The organism is Rhizobium sp. 01T437, assembly GCF_056398505.1.
In genome coordinates, this window is the sequence record NZ_JBFTPM010000006.1 from 522,594 (window position 1) to 540,744 (window position 18,151).

General features: G+C 61.1%; 17 protein-coding genes. 14 read left to right on the top strand and 3 right to left on the bottom strand.

Annotated elements, in window-relative coordinates; translation table 11 throughout:
* Positions 1–4 precede the first annotated feature (4 nt).
* Positions 5–328 (top strand): YbaB/EbfC family nucleoid-associated protein, encoded by a 324-nt coding sequence (locus AC1DM5_RS15670; protein ID WP_007813855.1) that lies wholly within the window; start codon positions 5–7, stop codon positions 326–328.
* A gap of 52 nt (positions 329–380) precedes the next feature.
* A complete protein-coding gene (locus tag AC1DM5_RS15675; RefSeq protein WP_477820856.1) occupies positions 381–992 on the top strand; it encodes a LysE family translocator in 612 nt (203 codons plus the stop codon).
* Between the two features lies 1 nt (position 993).
* Here the strand turns inward: AC1DM5_RS15675 and AC1DM5_RS15680 are convergent, their stop codons facing one another.
* The gene (locus AC1DM5_RS15680; protein ID WP_477820789.1) at positions 994–1,611 is read right to left on the bottom strand and encodes an MOSC domain-containing protein; all 618 of its coding nucleotides are present in this window, start codon (positions 1,609–1,611) and stop codon (positions 994–996) included.
* 57 nt (positions 1,612–1,668) lie between these two features.
* Between AC1DM5_RS15680 and recR the strand changes: the two genes are divergently transcribed.
* Entirely contained in the window at positions 1,669–2,274 is a 606-nt protein-coding gene (gene recR, locus AC1DM5_RS15685; RefSeq protein WP_007813850.1) for a recombination mediator RecR, read from the top strand.
* Positions 2,275–2,282: 8 nt separating this feature from the next.
* Positions 2,283–3,533 (top strand): lytic murein transglycosylase, encoded by a 1,251-nt coding sequence (locus tag AC1DM5_RS15690; RefSeq protein ID WP_477820788.1) that lies wholly within the window; start codon positions 2,283–2,285, stop codon positions 3,531–3,533.
* A gap of 25 nt (positions 3,534–3,558) precedes the next feature.
* Here the strand turns inward: AC1DM5_RS15690 and AC1DM5_RS15695 are convergent, their stop codons facing one another.
* Both AC1DM5_RS15695 and AC1DM5_RS15700 read right to left on the bottom strand, forming a co-directional pair.
* Positions 3,559–4,014, bottom strand: coding sequence for an N-acetyltransferase family protein (locus AC1DM5_RS15695; RefSeq protein ID WP_477820787.1), 456 nt, complete (start codon positions 4,012–4,014; stop codon positions 3,559–3,561).
* Between the two features lie 8 nt (positions 4,015–4,022).
* On the bottom strand, positions 4,023–5,654 hold the full coding sequence (locus tag AC1DM5_RS15700) for an MFS transporter (protein WP_477820786.1): 1,632 nt from the start codon (positions 5,652–5,654) through the stop codon (positions 4,023–4,025).
* A 245-nt stretch (positions 5,655–5,899) separates the two neighbouring features.
* Between AC1DM5_RS15700 and rimP the strand changes: the two genes are divergently transcribed.
* The 10 genes from rimP to AC1DM5_RS15750 all read left to right on the top strand — a co-directional run bounded on the left by rimP (position 5,900) and on the right by AC1DM5_RS15750 (position 18,150).
* Positions 5,900–6,505: a ribosome maturation factor RimP gene (rimP, locus tag AC1DM5_RS15705; protein WP_477820785.1), complete on the top strand. Its 606-nt coding sequence runs from the start codon at positions 5,900–5,902 to the stop codon at positions 6,503–6,505.
* Between the two features lie 60 nt (positions 6,506–6,565).
* On the top strand, positions 6,566–8,170 hold the full coding sequence (nusA, locus tag AC1DM5_RS15710; RefSeq protein WP_037100404.1) for a transcription termination factor NusA: 1,605 nt from the start codon (positions 6,566–6,568) through the stop codon (positions 8,168–8,170).
* Positions 8,170–8,856 carry an RNA-binding protein gene (locus tag AC1DM5_RS15715; protein WP_477820784.1) on the top strand — a complete coding sequence of 229 codons (687 nt, stop codon included), beginning with the start codon at positions 8,170–8,172 and terminating at the stop codon, positions 8,854–8,856. Before nusA ends, AC1DM5_RS15715 begins: the two co-directional genes overlap by 1 nt.
* 102 nt (positions 8,857–8,958) lie before the next feature.
* Positions 8,959–11,727: a translation initiation factor IF-2 gene (infB, locus tag AC1DM5_RS15720; RefSeq protein WP_477820783.1), complete on the top strand. Its 2,769-nt coding sequence runs from the start codon at positions 8,959–8,961 to the stop codon at positions 11,725–11,727.
* A 75-nt stretch (positions 11,728–11,802) separates the two neighbouring features.
* Complete coding sequence (rbfA, locus tag AC1DM5_RS15725) at positions 11,803–12,204, top strand: 30S ribosome-binding factor RbfA (protein WP_477820782.1); 402 nt, start codon at positions 11,803–11,805, stop codon at positions 12,202–12,204.
* Positions 12,205–12,216: 12 nt separating this feature from the next.
* Complete coding sequence (truB, locus tag AC1DM5_RS15730) at positions 12,217–13,149, top strand: tRNA pseudouridine(55) synthase TruB (RefSeq protein ID WP_477820781.1); 933 nt, start codon at positions 12,217–12,219, stop codon at positions 13,147–13,149.
* Between the two features lie 97 nt (positions 13,150–13,246).
* Positions 13,247–14,098, top strand: a complete 852-nt coding sequence (locus AC1DM5_RS15735) for an alpha/beta fold hydrolase (protein WP_477820780.1) — start codon at positions 13,247–13,249, stop codon at positions 14,096–14,098.
* A gap of 150 nt (positions 14,099–14,248) precedes the next feature.
* Positions 14,249–14,518: a 30S ribosomal protein S15 gene (rpsO, locus tag AC1DM5_RS15740; protein WP_007817719.1), complete on the top strand. Its 270-nt coding sequence runs from the start codon at positions 14,249–14,251 to the stop codon at positions 14,516–14,518.
* A 333-nt stretch (positions 14,519–14,851) separates the two neighbouring features.
* Positions 14,852–17,002, top strand: coding sequence for a polyribonucleotide nucleotidyltransferase (pnp, locus tag AC1DM5_RS15745; RefSeq protein ID WP_113320483.1), 2,151 nt, complete (start codon positions 14,852–14,854; stop codon positions 17,000–17,002).
* Between the two features lie 131 nt (positions 17,003–17,133).
* Positions 17,134–18,150 carry a class I SAM-dependent methyltransferase gene (locus tag AC1DM5_RS15750; RefSeq protein WP_477820779.1) on the top strand — a complete coding sequence of 339 codons (1,017 nt, stop codon included), beginning with the start codon at positions 17,134–17,136 and terminating at the stop codon, positions 18,148–18,150.
* Position 18,151 lies beyond the last annotated feature (1 nt).

Consider the following 18,151-nt stretch of genomic DNA (forward strand, 5'->3'; position numbering starts at 1 on the left):
GACGATGCGCGACATCATGGGCATGATGGGCAAAGTCAAGGAAATGCAGGCCAAGATGGAGCAGATGCAGGCGGAAATCGCCGAGCTGACCGCAGAAGGCAAGGCAGGCGGCGGGCTCGTCACCGTCATCATCTCCGGCAAGGGCGAATTGAAGAGCCTGAAGATCGACCCTTCCCTCTTCAAGGAAGACGATGTCGAGATCCTCGAAGACCTGATCGTTGCCGCCCACAAGGATGCCAAGGATAAGGCGGAGGCCATCGCTGCCGAAAAGACCAAGGCGCTGACGGCCGGTCTGCCAATCCCGCCCGGTTTCAAGCTGCCTTTCTGATTTCGTCGACTGGTCCGGTAATGACTGGCCCCGGAAGAGGAGACGGGAGATGATGACCTTGACGACGCTGCTGGTTTTCGCCGGCGCTCTTTTCATTGCAGCCGGGACACCCGGTCCGAGCGTTGCGGCGCTCGTCGCCCGGGTCATCTCGAAAGGCGCGCGCGACGTGCTGCCTTTCCTGTTCGGCATGTGGGCCGGGGATGCGATCTGGCTGACCTGCGCCACTGCCGGCCTCTCGGCGATCGCCGAAAGTTTCTACCACGTCTTCGTCGTCATTAAATGGTTGGGCGTGCTCTATCTTCTTTATCTCGCCTGGCGGATGTGGTTCGCCAAAGCCGATGTCGAGGAAGAGGAGCTGCCGCAGGAGCGTTCGCGCGGCCGGATGTTTTTCACCGGCCTGGCGATTGCACTCGGTAATCCGAAGATCATGATGTTCTACGTGGCCCTTCTGCCGTCGATTATCGACATTCCCTCGGTGTCGCTTGCCGGCTGGGCCGAACTCGTCGTCACGCTGTTCGTCGTTCTGGCTGTCGTCGATTTCAGCTGGATGTTCCTCGCCGCAAAGGCGCGCGGTTTCCTGAAGAGCCGGCGTGCTGTGCGGATCGCCAACCGGGTGAGCGCGGGAACGATGGCGGGGGCTGCCGTCACCATCGCCATGCGCTGAGCTATGGCTGTGCTTCCAGTTCGGCTCGCAGCTTGTAGTGAACAGGCGCCGCCAGATAGCGCTCGCGGTCTGTTGCTGAAAGCCGGCGTCCGAAGGTTTCCATCATTTCCGGCATTGTGACTGCAACGCCCGGAAATGGCTTATACTCGACCGGCATTCCAGCTTCCACGATTCCATTTGATATCACGCGGCAATAGATGCCGGGGCGTGCTGCCCTGGTGTAGCGCTTGACGAATTTCGGATCATTCATCCTGGTGGCGAACGTGGCGCAAGGGCTGCGGCAGGATGTGACTTCGAGGATCAGTTCGCCGGCGATGAAGCGGTCGCCGACCGCGACATCGCGGTTATCAAGCCCTTCGACGACGAGATTCTCGCCGAAGGTGCCGGGCTCGACGGGGTGGCCGAGTTCGCTCGCCCACCAGTCGAGGCTGACAGAACCTTCCAGATAGACGGCCTGATCGACGCCACCGTGATGTTTCCTGTTGCAGATTGCATCGCCGACGAGGCCTTCGGCATCAATCATGACGCCGCCGGTGACGGCATGTTTGAAGATACCGGTCTTGTAGCTTTTGCCCGGCAGCCTTTCGGCGGAGCCGCGGCAGACGGCGAGGATTTTCATGGTTTCAGCGATTCTTCCGTGATTCCGTTTTCGTTCCATATCAGTTAAGAACGGCGTATGGCAAAGCGAGTCACCGGCCCCGAAATTGAAAAACTGATCCAGCTTCTGGCGAAAGTGCCAGGCCTCGGGCCGCGCTCGGCGCGGCGGGCAGCGCTGCATCTCATCAAGAAGAAGGACCAGCTTCTCGGTCCGCTGTCACATGCGATGGGCGAAGCCTATGACAAGGTGAAAATCTGCTCGCGCTGCGGCAACGTCGATACGGTCGATCCCTGTACGGTCTGCACCGATGCGCAGCGCGACCAATCCGTGATCATTGTCGTCGAGGATGTCTCGGATCTCTGGGCGCTGGAGCGCGCGGGCGCACTGAACGCCGCCTATCATGTGCTTGGCGGCACGCTCTCGCCGCTTGATGGAGTCGGCCCTGACGATCTCAATATCCGCGGGCTGATCAACCGCGTCGGCGAGGGCGGCATCAAGGAAATCATCATCGCTGTGAATGCGACCGTCGAAGGGCAAACGACGGCGCATTACATCACCGACCAGCTCGCAGATCTCAATGTGAAAATCACGCGGCTGGCGCATGGCGTGCCTGTGGGGGGCGAGCTCGACTATCTCGACGAGGGTACGCTGACGGCTGCGCTTCGAGCGCGCACAGCAATTTAGGGGGATATATGAACTTCTTCGGCCGGCTTCTTTTAACAGGCGCCGCCCTGCTGGCGCTTTCCTCCATCCCCTCTTACGCCGCACCTTCGAAAGCCGATGTCGAAGCCCAATTCGAAAAATGGGTGCAGGCCGATCTCTGGCCGGAGGCGAAGAAGAACGGCATTTCGGAGAAGACCTTCCGCGCCGCCTTTTCAGGCGTTGAACTGGATTGGACCCTGACCGATCTTGCCCCTCCCGGCTTTCCGCCGCCGAAGGAGCAGAAGCAAACTCAGGCCGAGTTTTCCTCACCGGGCCCCTATTTCAACGAGGATCGGCTGAAGCGGCTCGCGATGACCGGGCGCGGCTTTGCCTCACAATATACCTCGACGCTCAGCCGCATTGAAAAGACCTATGGCGTGCCTGGCTCGATCGTGCTGGCGATCTGGGGACGCGAGACCGGTTTTGGCGCGGCGAAGATCCCGAATTCCGCCGTCGAGGTTCTGGCGACCAAAGCCTTCATGTCGACGCGCAAGGAGATGTTCCGCATGGAGCTGATCGCTGCGCTGCATATTCTCGACGGCGGCGACGTAACACCTGCCGATTTCAAGGGATCGTCGGCAGGCGCGCTCGGTCAGCCGCAGTTCATGCCGACGAGCTACCTGAAATATGCCGTCGATTTCGACGGCGACGGTCACCGCAATATCTGGACCTCGGTTCCCGACACGCTCGCCTCGATCGCCAATTTCCTCGTGAAAAAGGGCTGGCAGCGCGACCGCGACTGGGGCTTCGAAGTGACGATCCCCGACGCCGTCTCCTGCGCGCAGGAAGGGCCTGATCTTGCCAAGCCGCTCTCCCACTGGGCGTCGCTCGGCATCAAACGTATTTCCGGGAAGGGTTTTCCATCCGGCGAGTTGAAAGCGCAGGGCATGATGCTGGTGCCAGCGGGGCGTGACGGGCCGGAATTCATCGTCACGCCGAACTTCTATATCATCAAGGAATACAACAACTCCGACCTCTATGCCCTCTATATCGGCAACCTTGCCGACCGCATCGCCTCCGGTTCCGGTTCCTTCCAGGGACAATGGGGCGATGTCGGCAAGATGCTGCGCTCGGATGTCGCCGCCATGCAGCGCGCACTGGAACGGCAGGGTTACGATGTCGGCGGTTCGGATGGATTGCCCGGCTACAAGACACGCCGCGCGATCGGCCAGTGGCAGGAAAAGAACGGCATGAAACCGACTTGCTTTCCCGAGGCATCGATGAAGGGCAAGCTCAAGTAAGAGGCGTGCGCGCCAAGCGGATGGTTTACAGGTTGCGCTTCAGCCCCTCATGGCTCGTCACGAAACCGAGCCTTTCATAAAACCGGATCGAATCCGAGCGTGTCTTGTCGGATGTGAGCTGCACGAGACCGCAACCGCGCTCGGAGCAGCGGGCGATCGCCCATTCGATGAATTGCGAACCGAACCCGGAACCACGATGGCCCTTTGCAATGCGCACGCTTTCGATCTGGCCCCGCCACATGCCCGTTCGCGAAAGGCCGGGAAGAAAGCTCAGCTGCAAGCAGCCGACGACCCGGTCCGTCTCGTCGATCGCAACAGCCAGCAACTGGTTGGGATCTGCCTCGATTGCGGCGAAGGCTGCGAGATAGCGTATATCGACGGTATCCGAGACGACCTCCCGTGTGCTGCCGAGATCATCATCGGCGAGCAGCCGGATGATGTCGGCGAGATCGGATTGTCGTGCGCTTCGGAAGACGTGCATGGCTGACCTCAATGATGCAGATCGATCGGTGCCTTGTGGAAGACGTCATCGACGGGTGGGATAGCCTGTCGTTCGATCATGCGATGAACGTTCGGCAGGCCCTCGCCGCGGTGCAGGGCGCGAAGCCGGTCGGTATTTTCGGCATCGGCCTGCGTTCGGCGCTGGTTGTGCCTGATATATTCGACCCAGGTCGGCGTATGATAGGTTTCCGTCCAGAGGCCAGGATTTTCGAGATCGCGCATCAGCGCCCAGTTGCGGGCGCCATCACGGATGCGGATGCGGCGGCGCTCGACCATCAGCATCATGAATTCGGCCAAGTCGCCATCGGCAATCTGGTAAGCGACCTGGATGACGATCGGGCCGCTGCGCGGCGTGATATCCAGACCGAGCGCGGGCTCGATAAAGCGGTTCAGCGGATCGAGATTGAGCGAGGCGAAAGCCGGCATGGAAAAGCGCAGGCCGATCACGACTCCAAACAGCAGGACCGCAGCCGACATCAGCAGTGCATTCGAAAGACCATACCGGTCGGCGGCAACACCCCAGAGCCAGCTTCCGCCGGCAATGCCGCCGAAGGTGACGGTCTGGTAGAGCGACAAAGCGCGGCCGACCACCCAGCGCGGCGTCGAAAGCTGGACGATGATGTTGAAGAGAGAAAGTGCCGAAACCCAGCAGGCACCGGCTACAAGCAGCCCGGCCGAGGTGAGCACGGCACTTGGGCTGAGAGCTGCGATCACGGCGCTGAGTGCAAAGCCTGTAAAGGCCAAGCGGATGATCGTCTCGCTGGAGAACATCTCGCGCAGACTGGTGCTCAGGATGGCACCACCGATCGCGCCGACGCCGAAAGCGCCGAGCATGAAGCCATAGGTCAGCGGCCCGCCAGAGACGAGATCGAGCGCGACGACCGGCAGCAGCGCCTGGATAGAACTCGCGCCGATACCGAATACCAGCCCTCTGAGGAGGATCTTTTCGAGGTTGGGCGACATGGCGACATAACGCATGCCGGCAAAAATGGCGCTGCCAAGTGTTTCGCGCGGCAGCGTCGACGCAGGCGTGCTCGGCCGCCAGCGGAACAGCACATAGAGGAGCGCAATGTAGCTCAGCGCGTTCACTGCAAAGGCCGCAGCGGCACCGGCAGCGGCCACGATGGCGCCACCGATCGCCGGACCGACACTGCGGGTAATGTTGAAGCCCATGCTGTTCAGCGTAACCGCGCCCGGCAAATCGGCGCGCGGCACCATGTCGCCAACCGAGGCCTGCCAGGAGGGATTGTTGAGCGCTGTGCCGCAGCCGATGAGAAACGTAAAGAAGAGCAGCAGCGCGGGTGTAATCCAGCCGAGAAAGGCGCAGGCCGTCAACACGATCGAAACCACGAGCATCGCGGATTGCGCCGTCAGCATGATCCGGCGCCGGTCATAATTGTCGGCGAGAGCGCCCGAGATCAGCGAGAACAGCATGATCGGCAGCGCCGTCGAGGTCTGGACCAGCGCAACCATGTCCTCGGACGAGGTGATGACCGTCATCATCCAGGCGGCACCGACAGCCTGAATCAGGCCGCCGAAGTTCGAGGCGAGGCTTGCAAACCAGATGGTGCGGTAGGTCTCATGGCGCAAAGGCGCAAATGTCGAAGACGTATAGGCCAAGTTTCCCCCGCTTTTATCGTAGTGTCTCAATAGCAATATATGCGGAAGATGAGTGCTCGCCATAGGTTAGCTCGCACTTGCAGGGGTGGAGGAGGCGGAATCGGCGCCGACCTTGCAATTTCCAAAAAACGGGACTATATGGCACTCAAATTCTTGATCGTTCGATGAAGAGTGGGCCGCAAGGACCCGCTCTTTTTTATTAGCGCGATCACCCCGAATGCCAGAAATCGCAGGGAGCGCACCGCTTGTCGGATCTGACAAACGCAGACAATCAACATGAGCCGCGGCTGATTACCGAGACCGGGCTTGACCAGCGTCTTGCCGACATTATCGAACCCGTACTCGTGGACATCGGCTTCCGCCTCATTCGTGTTCGCATGCTCAACCAGAACGGCATGACGATGCAGGTGATGGCCGAGAGGAACGACGGCACAATGAACGTCGAGGACTGCGAAGAAGTCTCCATGGCGATTTCTCCGGTGCTCGATGTGGAAGATCCGATCGATAAAGAGTATCATCTGGAAGTGTCTTCGCCGGGTATCGACCGCCCTCTGGTGCGGAAATCCGATTTCGTTCGCTGGCAGGGCCATCTCGTAAAGTGCGAAACGTCGATCATGATCGGCAATCGCAAACGCTTGCGCGGCAAGATCGTCGAAGCGGACGCCGACGGGTTTACGATCGAACGCGATCAGGTTGCCTATGGCGAGGAGCAGAAGGTCGTCATTCCCTTCACGGCGCTCAGCGATGCCAAACTCATTCTGACCGACGATCTGATCCGCGATGCACTGCGCGCCGACAAGCTGGCAAAGGCGCAGGCTGCGAACCAGAACGAAGCGGACGACGAAGAATAACCGATCAACGTAAGCTCCAGGGACGGGAACCCGGGTAGTCAAGGACGGAGAGACAGAACAATGGCAGTCAGTGCAAACCGGCTCGAACTTCTGCAGATCGCAGATGCAGTGGCGCGCGAAAAGGTCATCGACCGCGAGATCGTGCTTGCCGCGATGGCCGATGCCATCCAGAAGGCGGCGCGTTCCCGTTACGGCACCGAATCCAATATCCGCGCCGACATCAACCCGAAGACCGGCGAAATCCGTCTGCAGCGCCTGCTCGAAGTCGTCGAGAAGGCCGAAGATTATTCCACGCAGATCCCGCTGGAACTGGCCCGCGACCGCAACCCGGACGCCGCCATCGGCGACTTCATCGCCGATCCGCTGCCGCCGATGGATTTCGGCCGCATCGCCGCACAGTCGGCCAAGCAGGTTATCGTGCAGAAGGTGCGCGAAGCCGAGCGTGACCGCCAGTTCGACGAATTCAAGGATCGTGTCGGCGAAATCGTCAACGGAACGGTCAAGCGCGTCGAATATGGCAATGTCATCGTCGACCTCGGCCGCGGTGAAGGCATCATCCGCCGTGACGAAATGATCCCGCGCGAGAATGTTCGCTATGGCGATCGCGTCCGTGCATACGTATATGATGTCCGTCGCGAGCAGCGCGGACCGCAAATCTTCCTGTCGCGCACGCATCCGCAGTTCATGGTGAAGCTCTTCACCATGGAAGTGCCGGAAATTTACGACGGCATCATCCAGGTGAAGTCGGTTGCCCGCGACCCGGGTTCGCGCGCCAAGATCGCCGTGATCTCGAACGACTCTTCGATCGATCCCGTCGGCGCCTGCGTCGGTATGCGCGGTTCGCGCGTCCAGGCCGTCGTCGGTGAGCTCCAGGGCGAGAAGATCGACATCATTCCCTGGTCGCAGGACCCGGCGACCTTCGTCGTCAATGCCCTGCAGCCGGCCGAAGTCGCAAAGGTCGTTCTCGACGAAGATGCGGAACGCATCGAAGTGGTCGTTCCGGATGAGCAGCTTTCGCTCGCCATCGGCCGCCGCGGCCAGAACGTCCGTCTGGCTTCGCAGCTGACGGGCTGGGACATAGACATCATGACGGAAGCGGAAGAATCCGAGCGCCGTCAGAAGGAATTCAACGAGCGCACCAACCTCTTCATGGACGCGCTCGACGTCGACGAGATGGTCGGCCAGGTTCTGGCTTCGGAAGGCTTCGCCGCTGTCGAGGAGCTGGCTTATGTCGATCTCGACGAAATCTCGTCGATCGACGGTTTCGACGAAGACACCGCGCAGGAAATCCAGACCCGCGCCCGCGAATTCCTCGAGAAGCTCGAGGCGGAAATGGACGAGAAGCGCAAGGCTCTCGGCGTTGCCGACGAGCTGCGCCAGATCGACGGCATAACCGCCCAGATGATGGTGGCGCTCGGCGAGGACGGTATTAAGACGATCGAGGACTTCGCAGGCTGCGCAGCCGACGATCTCGTCGGCTGGACCGAACGCAAGAACGGCGAAACGAAGAAGTTCGAGGGCCTGTTCTCGAAGTTCGACATTTCGCGCGTCGAAGCCGAACAGATGGTTGTGCAGGCCCGCCTGCTCGCCGGCTGGATTACTGAAGAAGACCTTGCGAAGGACGCTGAGGCTGTCGAAGCCGATGCGACCGAGCAGGACGCATAATGACACTGACGCCGGACACACCTCCTGAGGACGATGATCTTGCAGGTTACGACGTGAACGGCCGCATGTGCATCGCAACACGCGAAAGCGGATCGCCGGATGAGCTGATCCGCTTCGTGGCCGCCCCTGACGGGACGGTGGTGCCGGATCTGAAGCGCACGCTGCCGGGACGCGGCTGCTGGGTGAAGATCGACCGGTCGCTGGTCGAGAGGGCGGTGGCGAAGAAGCTCTTCGCCCGCGCCCTCAAGGCCGATGTCAAGGCAGCCGACGACCTCGCCGAGCGCGTGGAGCGGCTGTTTCTGCAGCAGCTTCTGCAGATGATGAATATGGCACGCAAGGCGGGCCAGCTCGTCACCGGCTCGGCCAAGGTGGATGCCGCAATCCGCAGCGGGGCTGCGATTGCAGTGTTCCATTCGACGGATGCCGCCGCCGATGGCGTTAGAAAAATAGACCAGGCTCGCAAGGCCTGGCACCTCGGAATGGAAACCGAGGAAGAAATACCTTCCTTCCGTCTCTTCTCGGAGAGCGAAATGGAAGGGGTGATGGGCCAGAATGCTTTTATCCATGCCGCAGTGCTTGCAGGGCAGGCGGGTGAAGGTGTAGTGAAGCGCGCAAAGATGCTCGAACAGTACCGTAACGGCGGTCAGTCCCGGGCACCGGGCGGCGCTGGCCAGCAAAAACAATGATGCGGTCACCGGCGGAAGCCGGCCGCAATATCATTGATCGATTGTATGTGATTGACAGGGTCTGATGGCTTCATCGTTCCCTGTCCGAAGGAACGGGAACGAATGACCGACAGCAACGACGACAAGACAATCAGCGCAACGGGGAAGAAAACCCTCACCCTGAAACCATCAGGAATGAGCCAGGGTACCGTTCGCCAGGATATGGGTCGCGGTCGCACCAAGGCGGTCGTCGTCGAGACCCGCAAGCGGCGCCCGATGCGCCCTGAAGACGAAAAGCCGATGACACCTGCTCCCGTAGCTCCGGTGCGCGCGCCTGAACCGGCGCCAGCGCCTGTGCAGGCGCGCCCGCAGCAGTCGGCTCCGGCCCCGCGCATTCAACAGCCTGGTGGCCAGAACAACCAGCGCCCGCAACAGACAAACCAGCGTCCGCAGCAATCCTACCAGCCGCAGCGTCAGCAGGATCGTCCACGTCCCGTGGTGCTGAACCACCTTTCGCCTGAGGAAATGGACGCCCGTCGCCGCGCGCTTGCCGACGCGCAAGCCCGTGACGCGCAGGACGCCATCCGTCGCGCTGAGGAAGAAAAGCGCCGCGCCGCAGAAGAGGCCGTGCGCCAGGCCGCCGAAGCGGAGGAAGCCAAGCTGCGCGCCGCAGAAGAGGCCGTACGCCAGGCGGAGGCCGCAGCAGCAGCCCTGGCCGAACCACCTGCCGCTCCTGTAGTGGAAGCACGTGTTGAAACTCCTCGTCCGCAGCAGACGGCACCGGCAGCCGCGCCAGCCGCTCGCCGTACGGAAACCGCTCCGTCGCCCTCAACTGCCCGGCCGGCACCTGGTGCACCGGCAGGTGTGCGTGGACGCCGCGAGCAAACTGAGGAGGAAGACCGCGGCGCCGCTTCGCGCAGTGGTCCGGTGCGCGGCCGTCCGGTTCGTCCGGAGCCCGCAAAGCCGGTGACAACCCGCCCGAAGAGCGAGGAAGATCGTCGCCGCGGCAAGCTGACTGTTACCACCGCAAACGTCGATGACGACGGCAACGCTCGTGGGCGCTCGCTTTCGGCCATGCGCCGCCGGCAGGAAAAATTCCGCCGCAGCCAGATGCAGGAAACGCGCGAGAAGATCACTCGCGAGGTCCAGCTGCCGGAAACCATCACCATTCAGGAACTGTCGCAGCGCATGTCTGAACGTGCCGTTGACGTCATCAAGTACCTGATGAAGGAAGGCCAGATGATGAAGCCAGGTGACGTCATCGACGCCGACCTCGCTGAACTCATTGCCGGTGAATTCGGCCATACGGTCAGGCGCGTATCCGAATCCGACGTCGAACTCGGCATCTTCAATGTGTCCGACGAGCAGGGCGAACTGGTTTCGCGCCCGCCTGTCGTCACCATCATGGGCCACGTCGACCACGGCAAAACCTCGCTGCTCGACGCTATCCGCCATGCCAACGTGGTCTCCGGCGAAGCCGGTGGCATCACGCAGCATATCGGCGCCTATCAGGTGGAACAGAACGGCCAGAAGATCACCTTCATCGATACTCCCGGCCACGCAGCCTTTACGGCGATGCGTGCCCGCGGTGCGCAGGCTACCGATATCGCGATCCTTGTGGTCGCGGCTGACGATAGCGTGATGCCGCAGACGATCGAATCCATCAACCACGCCAAGGCGGCCGGTGTTCCGATCATCGTGGCGATCAACAAGGTCGACAAGCACGAGGCCGATCCGCAGAAGGTTCGCAACCAGCTTCTGCAGCACGAAGTCTTCGTAGAATCCATGGGCGGTGAAGTGCTCGACGTCGAAGTTTCGGCCAAGACCGGCAAGAACCTCGACAAGTTGCTCGAAGCGATCCTGCTGCAGGCCGAAATTCTCGACCTCAAGGCCAATCCGAACAGGACGGCTGAAGGTACTGTCATCGAAGCCCAGCTCGACCGCGGTCGTGGTGCGGTTGCGACAGTGCTTGTCCAGAAGGGCACACTGCGTCCGGGTCAGATCATCGTTGCCGGTGACGTCTGGGGCCGCGTGCGCGCCTTGGTCACCGATAAGGGCGACCATGTGAAGGAAGCCAGTCCCGCGACCCCGGTCGAGGTTCTCGGTCTTTCCGGCACGCCGCAGGCAGGTGACAAGTTTGCCGTCGTCGAGAATGAAAGCCGCGCCCGCGAAATCTCGGAGTATCGTCAGCGTCTCGCCCGCGACAAGGCGGCTGCCCGCCTGTCGGGACAGCGCGGTTCGCTGGAACAGATGATGACGCAGCTCCAGAGCACCGGCGTGAAGGAATTCCCGCTGGTCATCAAGGGCGACGTGCAGGGCTCGATCGAAGCGATTGCCGGCGCATTGGACAAGCTCGGTACCGACGAGGTTCGTGCCCGCATCGTTCATTCGGGCGCAGGCGGCATCACCGAGTCCGACATCTCGCTTGCCGAAGCGTCGAACGCTGCCATCATCGGCTTCAACGTGCGTGCGAATGCGCAGGCACGTCAGTTCGCTGAGCGCGAGGGGATCGAGATCCGCTACTACAACATCATCTACGACCTCGTGGATGACGTGAAGGCAGCGATGTCGGGTCTTCTTTCGCCGGAACGTCGCGAGACCTTCATCGGCAATGCCGAGATCCTGGAGGTGTTCAATATCACCAAGGTCGGCAAGGTCGCGGGTTGCCGCGTCGTAGAAGGCAAGGTCGAGCGTGGCGCGGGTGTCCGCCTCATCCGCGACAACGTCGTCGTGCACGAAGGCAAGCTCAAGACCCTCAAGCGCTTCAAGGACGAAGTCTCTGAAGTACCGATGGGCCAGGAGTGCGGTATGGCCTTCGAGAACTACGAAGACATGCGTGTCGGCGACGTCATCGAGTGCTTCCGCGTCGAGCACATCACGCGCACGCTCTGATCGGGCGACGATTGAAATCTTGAACGGGCGCCGGATGATCCAGTCCGGCGCCCGATCCATTTGGGATAAAGAACAATGGCAACAAGACCCACAACCTCGGCACCCTCGCAGCGCATGCTGCGTGTCGGCGAGCAGGTTCGCGCAGCGATCACCCAGGTGCTGCAGCGCGGCGAAGTGCGTGACGACATCATAGAGGCGACCGTGATCTCGATCTCCGAAGTGCGCATGTCGCCCGACCTGAAGATCGCGACGGCCTATGTGACGCCGCTCGGCGTTTCCGACCATAGCGTCGTCATCGATGCGCTGAACCGTAATGCGAAGTTCATTCGCGGCCGGCTCGGGCCGCAGCTCCGGCAGATGAAATATATGCCGGAAGTTCGCTTCCGCGACGATACGAGCTTCGACAATTACAAGAAGATCGACGAGCTGTTGCGCTCACCTGAGGTGAGCCGCGACCTCGAAAACGATGACGAATAACAGAAGAGACTGATGTCCAGACCACGCAAACCCAAGGGCCGCCCGATTTCCGGCTGGCTGATCCTCGACAAGCCGGTGGATTTCGGCTCGACTGAAGCCGTCTCCAAGATCAAATGGCTCTTCAAGGCGCAGAAATGCGGCCATGCCGGGACGCTCGACCCGCTTGCTTCAGGCATGCTGCCGATCGCGCTCGGCGATGCCACCAAGACCGTCCCCTATGTGATGGATGGCCGCAAGATCTATGAGTTCACGGTGAGCTGGGGCGAAGAGCGGGCAACCGACGACCTCGAGGGCGAGGTTACGCAGAGCTCCGACAAGCGCCCGAGCGAACAGCAAATCCGCGAGATCCTGCCGAAATATATCGGCACGATCAGCCAGGTGCCACCGCAGTTTTCCGCGATCAAAATCGCCGGCGAACGCGCCTATGATCTCGCCCGCGAGGGCGAGGCGGTCGAGATTCCCTCACGCGAGGTCGAAGTCCATCGCCTGACACTTCTTGCTTGCCCGGATGCCAATACGGCGCATTTCGAGGTCGAATGCGGCAAGGGCACCTACGTGCGGGCGCTTGCCCGCGATTTCGGCCGCGAACTCGGCTGCTACGGTCATGTTTCCGGCCTGCGCCGGACTTTCGTAGCGCCCTTTGCAGAAGAGACGATGGTGCCGCTTGCAAAGCTGACTGCGCTCGAAGAGATCGAGGACATGGATGAGCGCCTTGCCGCCCTCGACGCCCTGCTGATCGACACCTGCGAGGCGTTATCGACCCTGCCGCACCTTGTTGTCAGCGATGATCAGGCGCACCGGCTGAAGATGGGCAACCCTATCCTGGTGCGCGGCCGCGACGCGCCTGTTGCCGAAAGCGAGGCCTATGCGACGGCACGTGGCAGGCTGATCGCGATCGGCGAGATTGGGCAGGGCGAATTCCGACCGAAGCGCGTTTTCGGCTGAGGTCGTCGGCCCGCCGCAACAATGGCGGCAATTGTCAGACGATCGCGATGCGATATGCTTTCCCGCGGGCCATGAAGGCCCGTCAAAGGGGAAGAGTATGCGCAGAATTACGATTGCAATACTGACGTTCTTTTCACTGTTTCTGACCGTTGCCAGCGCTCAATCCGCCGAGCGCTGGGCCGAGCTTCCGGCCTTTCCTCCCATGCCGGAGCCGAAGGCGAGCGGCATGGCTGAAGTCAACGACATCAAGATGTATTACGCCGAATATGGCGAGGGCGTCCCGATCCTCTTCATCCATGGCGGGCTTGGAAATGCCGATGTCTGGGGCCATCAGGTCGCCGATTTCGCTAGAGATCACCTCGTCATCGTTGCCGACAGCCGCGGGCACGGGCGCTCCACGCGCAGCCGGCAGCCCTTCGGCTATGATCTGATGACATCGGATTATGCAGCGCTTCTCGACTATCTGAAAATCGGCAAGGTGACGCTGGTTGGCTGGTCGGACGGCGGCATCATCGGCATCGACATGGCGATGAAACATCCAGAGAAGCTCACGCGCGTCATCGCCCAGGCGGCAAATGTCACGACCGACGGCGTGAAGTCCGACGTCTTGAGCAACAAGACCTTCAACGACTACATCAATGTCGCCGGCGAATATTACAAAAAGCTGTCGCCGACGCCGAACGAATACGACGCCTTCGTCAAACAAATCTCGGAAATGTGGGCGACACAGCCTGCCTGGACGGCGGCGGATCTCGGAAAGATCACGATACCCGTCACGCTGGCCATCGGCGATCATGACGAGGCGGTAAAGCTCGATCATACAGAGATGATGGCGAAGGAAATTCCAGGCGCAAAACTCGTCATCCTGAAGGATGCCAGCCATTTCGCCATGCTACAGGATCCGAAAGGATACGACGCGATGATCCGGGACGCCATGGCGGGCCGCTGAAACCACTACGGGTGCCCCTCTTTCCAACGCTGCTTATTTGGTTTATAGGCAGCGCCAGCATCAGGGTATCCCCGATTGCATTCGCGGCCAAGGCTGGACGACATCCCGGCTTTTGGCGACTTTACCTCCTCTCAACGAAAGGATTGTCCGATGTCGATCACTGCCGAGCGCAAGGCTGCGCTGATCAAGGAATATGCGACCACCGAGGGCGACACTGGTTCGCCGGAAGTACAGGTTGCGATCCTCACCGAGCGCATCAACAACCTGACCGAACACTTCAAGGACCACAAGAAGGATAACCATTCCCGCCGTGGTCTGCTGACGCTCGTTTCCAGCCGCCGCTCGCTTCTTGACTATCTCAAGAAGAAGGACGAAGGCCGCTACACCAAGCTGATCAACGGCCTGGGTATCCGCCGCTAATGATTTTTCGGCGGGCGAAGCACTTCGCCCGCCGAATGTTTTTTCGGGAGTGCGTCTCCCGATGACATTTTCCAGGCGCGCGCTATCTGTGTGAATGGAAAGACGGCAGTTCCGGATGGGCCGGATCTGCCAGACCAACCGTTGACCTGTCATGGGGCAGGATTGCCGGATGCTTTCGGCCAGAGTTTCACAAGAGCTTTGGCCCGATTTCCCGAAGGAAATCGTCCGCTCGAAGCTTCCCGTTGTCTTGCCCGTGATGCGTCACACTGATTGCGGTCGACACTGTGCTGCTCCTCACGGAGACGGCGCGTTGGCTGCATTGAAGGACAAGACATGTTCGATACACATAAAGTAGAAATCGAGTGGGCAGGCCGCCCGCTCAAGCTCGAGACCGGCAAGATCGCCCGTCAAGCTGACGGCGCTGTACTCGCCACCTACGGCGAAACCGTGGTTCTCGCGACCGTCGTTTCCGCCAAGGCGCCGAAGCCCGGCCAGGACTTCTTCCCGCTGACGGTCAACTATCAGGAAAAGACCTATGCAGCCGGCAAGATCCCCGGCGGCTATTTCAAGCGCGAAGGTCGCCCGAGCGAAAACGAAACCCTCGTTTCCCGCCTGATCGACCGCCCGATCCGCCCGCTCTTCCCGGAAGGCTACAAGAACGACACGCAGGTCGTCGTCACCGTCATCCAGCACGACCTCGAGAACAACCCGGACATCCTGTCCATGGTTGCGACCTCTGCTGCGCTGACGCTATCAGGCGTTCCCTTCATGGGCCCGGTCGGCGGCGCACGCGTCGGCTACATCAATGGCGAATACGTCCTCAACCCGCATCTCGACGAGATGGATGAATCGAGCCTCGACCTCGTCGTTGCCGGCACCTACGATGCCGTCCTGATGGTCGAATCCGAAGCCAAGGAGCTTCCGGAAGACGTCATGCTCGGCGCCGTCATGTTCGGCCACAAGGGCTTCCAGCCGGTTCTCGACGCGATCATCAAGCTCGCCGAAGTTGCCGCCAAGGAACCGCGTGACTTCCAGCCGGAAGACTATTCCGCTCTCGAATCCGAAATGCTCGGCCTTGCCGAAGGTGAACTTCGCGAAGCCTACAAGATCACCCAGAAGGCCGACCGCTACGCAGCCGTCGACGCCGTCAAGGCGAAGGTGAAGGCGCACTTCCTCCCCGAAGAAGGCGAAGCCAAGTACACTGCCGAAGAAGTCGGCGCGATCTTCAAGCACCTGCAGGCCAAGATCGTCCGCTGGAACATCCTCGACACCAAGAGCCGCATCGACGGCCGCGACCTCGAAACCGTTCGTCCGATCGTATCGGAAGTCGGCCTTCTGCCGCGCACGCACGGTTCGGCGCTCTTTACCCGCGGTGAAACGCAGGCGATCGTGGTTGCCACCCTCGGCACCGGCGAAGACGAGCAGTATGTCGACAGCCTGACGGGCATGTACAAGGAGCGCTTCCTGCTCCATTACAACTTCCCTCCCTACTCGGTTGGCGAAACCGGCCGCATGGGCTCCCCGGGTCGCCGTGAAATCGGTCATGGCAAGCTCGCATGGCGCGCAATTCGCCCGATGCTGCCGTCGGCCGAACAGTTCCCCTACACGCTGCGCGTCGTCTCCGAGATCACCGAGTCGAATGGCTCGTCCTCGATGGCCACCGTCTGCGGCACCTCGCTCGCTCTGATGGACGCAGGTGTACCGCTCGCCAAGCCGGTCGCCGGTATCGCCATGGGTCTGATCCTTGAAGGCGATCGCTTCGCCGTCCTCTCCGACATTCTCGGTGACGAAGATCACCTCGGCGACATGGACTTCAAGGTCGCAGGTACTGCCGACGGCATCACCTCGCTGCAGATGGACATCAAGATCGCCGGTATCACCGAAGAGATCATGAAGGTCGCTCTTGGCCAGGCCCAGGGTGGTCGCGCCCATATTCTCGGCGAAATGGCGAAGGCCATCACCGAAAGCCGTGGCCAGCTCGGCGAATTCGCTCCGCGCATCGAAGTCATGAACATTCCGGTCGACAAGATCCGCGAAGTCATCGGCTCCGGCGGCAAGGTCATCCGCGAAATCGTCGAAAAGACCGGCGCGAAGATCAACATTGAGGACGACGGCACCGTCAAGATCGCCTCCTCCTCGGGCAAGGAAATCGAAGCAGCCCGCAAGTGGATCCACTCGATCGTTGCCGAGCCTGAAATTGGCCAGATCTACGAAGGCACTGTTGTCAAGACCGCCGACTTCGGCGCCTTCGTCAACTTCTTTGGCGCCCGTGACGGTCTCGTCCACATCTCGCAGCTCGCTTCCGAGCGCGTCGCGAAGACCCAGGATGTCGTCAAGGAAGGTGACAAGGTCTGGGTCAAGCTGCTCGGCTTCGACGAGCGCGGCAAGGTTCGCCTGTCCATGAAGGTTGTCGACCAGGCCACCGGCCAGGAAATCCCGGCCGCCGAAAAGGGCGACAAGAAGAAGGATGAAGCGGCCGAATAAGCCGCGCCTTCTCCGCTGATATCCGGGCGCGGGACTGTTTCCGCGCCCTTTTTGTATTCGACCTTTGCGCAATTGCGGACGAAAACCGCTGCGCAGTTTCCTGGAATTGCTCCAGATGACGGGACCAGATCATGAGCCGCGAGACGCTGAAGACCCTTTTCCACCCCTTTGCCAGCGAAACCGTCACGCCGCCCGGCGAAGGCGAGCGTGTGCTCTTCCTTGGCGCAGAGGCAGGCTTTGCACTGCCCGAGGGCTTTACCGCGTCCCTGGAGGCCGTACAGGGCTTCAAGCCGCTCTACAGGCAGCTTCTGGCGCAGCGCATCGAGGCGAAGCCGGAGATCGACGGTGAAGACTATGATGCAGCGCTAGTGCTCTGCACCAAGCACAAGGGCGAAAACGAAGCCAATATCGCCGCTGCCCTTTCCCGCGTGAAGGCCGGTGGGCTGATCGTCGTCGCCGGCGGCAAGGAAGACGGCATCCAGCCGCTGCGCAAGCGTGTGGAAGGTTTCGGCCTCGATACCGAGCATATGCCGAAATATCATGGCGTCGCCTTCTGGTTCGGCCGGCCCGCCGATGTCAGCGAGATCGTTGCGAAGTTCGGCAAGTCGCCGGTTCGCGTCGACGGCCGCTTCATTGCCTCGCCCGGCATGTTCTCGCATGACCGGCTCGACGCCGGTTCGCAGCTTCTCGCCTCGCGCCTGCCGACCGATTTTACCGGCGATGCGGCCGATTTCGGCGCCGGCTGGGGCTATCTCTCCGCCGAACTTGCACAGAAGTCTCCTAACCTTGCCCGCCTTGACCTCTACGAGGCCAACCACGAGGCCCTGGAGGCCGCCAAGGCCAATCTGGCGGAGAACTGCCCGGACGCGCCTGTGCGCTTCTTCTGGCACGATCTGGCGGGCGAGCAGGTGCGGGACAAATACGATCTCGTCATCATGAACCCGCCCTTCCATGAGGGCCATGCGGCTGAGCCTTCACTCGGACAGGCAATGATCAAGACGGCGGCCTCTTCGCTGCGCGGCGGCGGGCGGCTGATGCTGGTGGCCAATCGCGGCTTGCCTTATGAGCCGGTGCTTGCAGAGCATTTCAAGGATAGCGGCGAAACCTGCCGCAATGCCCGCTTCAAAGTGTTGTGGGCACGTAAATAAA

What these genes read in the sequence shown, in the direction of transcription:
- AC1DM5_RS15695 (WP_477820787.1), bottom strand. Translation starts at nt 4,014, where the DNA reads ATGCACGTCTTCCGAAGCGCACGACAATCCGATCTCGCCGACATCATC.
- rpsO (WP_007817719.1), top strand. Translation starts at nt 14,249, where the DNA reads ATGTCGATCACTGCCGAGCGCAAGGCTGCGCTGATCAAGGAATATGCG.
- AC1DM5_RS15715 (WP_477820784.1), top strand. Translation starts at nt 8,170, where the DNA reads ATGACACTGACGCCGGACACACCTCCTGAGGACGATGATCTTGCAGGT.
- AC1DM5_RS15750 (WP_477820779.1), top strand. Translation starts at nt 17,134, where the DNA reads ATGAGCCGCGAGACGCTGAAGACCCTTTTCCACCCCTTTGCCAGCGAA.
- AC1DM5_RS15675 (WP_477820856.1), top strand. Translation starts at nt 381, where the DNA reads ATGACCTTGACGACGCTGCTGGTTTTCGCCGGCGCTCTTTTCATTGCA.
- infB (WP_477820783.1), top strand. Translation starts at nt 8,959, where the DNA reads ATGACCGACAGCAACGACGACAAGACAATCAGCGCAACGGGGAAGAAA.
- AC1DM5_RS15670 (WP_007813855.1), top strand. Translation starts at nt 5, where the DNA reads ATGCGCGACATCATGGGCATGATGGGCAAAGTCAAGGAAATGCAGGCC.
- recR (WP_007813850.1), top strand. Translation starts at nt 1,669, where the DNA reads ATGGCAAAGCGAGTCACCGGCCCCGAAATTGAAAAACTGATCCAGCTT.
- truB (WP_477820781.1), top strand. Translation starts at nt 12,217, where the DNA reads ATGTCCAGACCACGCAAACCCAAGGGCCGCCCGATTTCCGGCTGGCTG.
- AC1DM5_RS15735 (WP_477820780.1), top strand. Translation starts at nt 13,247, where the DNA reads ATGCGCAGAATTACGATTGCAATACTGACGTTCTTTTCACTGTTTCTG.
- AC1DM5_RS15690 (WP_477820788.1), top strand. Translation starts at nt 2,283, where the DNA reads ATGAACTTCTTCGGCCGGCTTCTTTTAACAGGCGCCGCCCTGCTGGCG.
- pnp (WP_113320483.1), top strand. Translation starts at nt 14,852, where the DNA reads ATGTTCGATACACATAAAGTAGAAATCGAGTGGGCAGGCCGCCCGCTC.
- AC1DM5_RS15680 (WP_477820789.1), bottom strand. Translation starts at nt 1,611, where the DNA reads ATGAAAATCCTCGCCGTCTGCCGCGGCTCCGCCGAAAGGCTGCCGGGC.
- nusA (WP_037100404.1), top strand. Translation starts at nt 6,566, where the DNA reads ATGGCAGTCAGTGCAAACCGGCTCGAACTTCTGCAGATCGCAGATGCA.
- rbfA (WP_477820782.1), top strand. Translation starts at nt 11,803, where the DNA reads ATGGCAACAAGACCCACAACCTCGGCACCCTCGCAGCGCATGCTGCGT.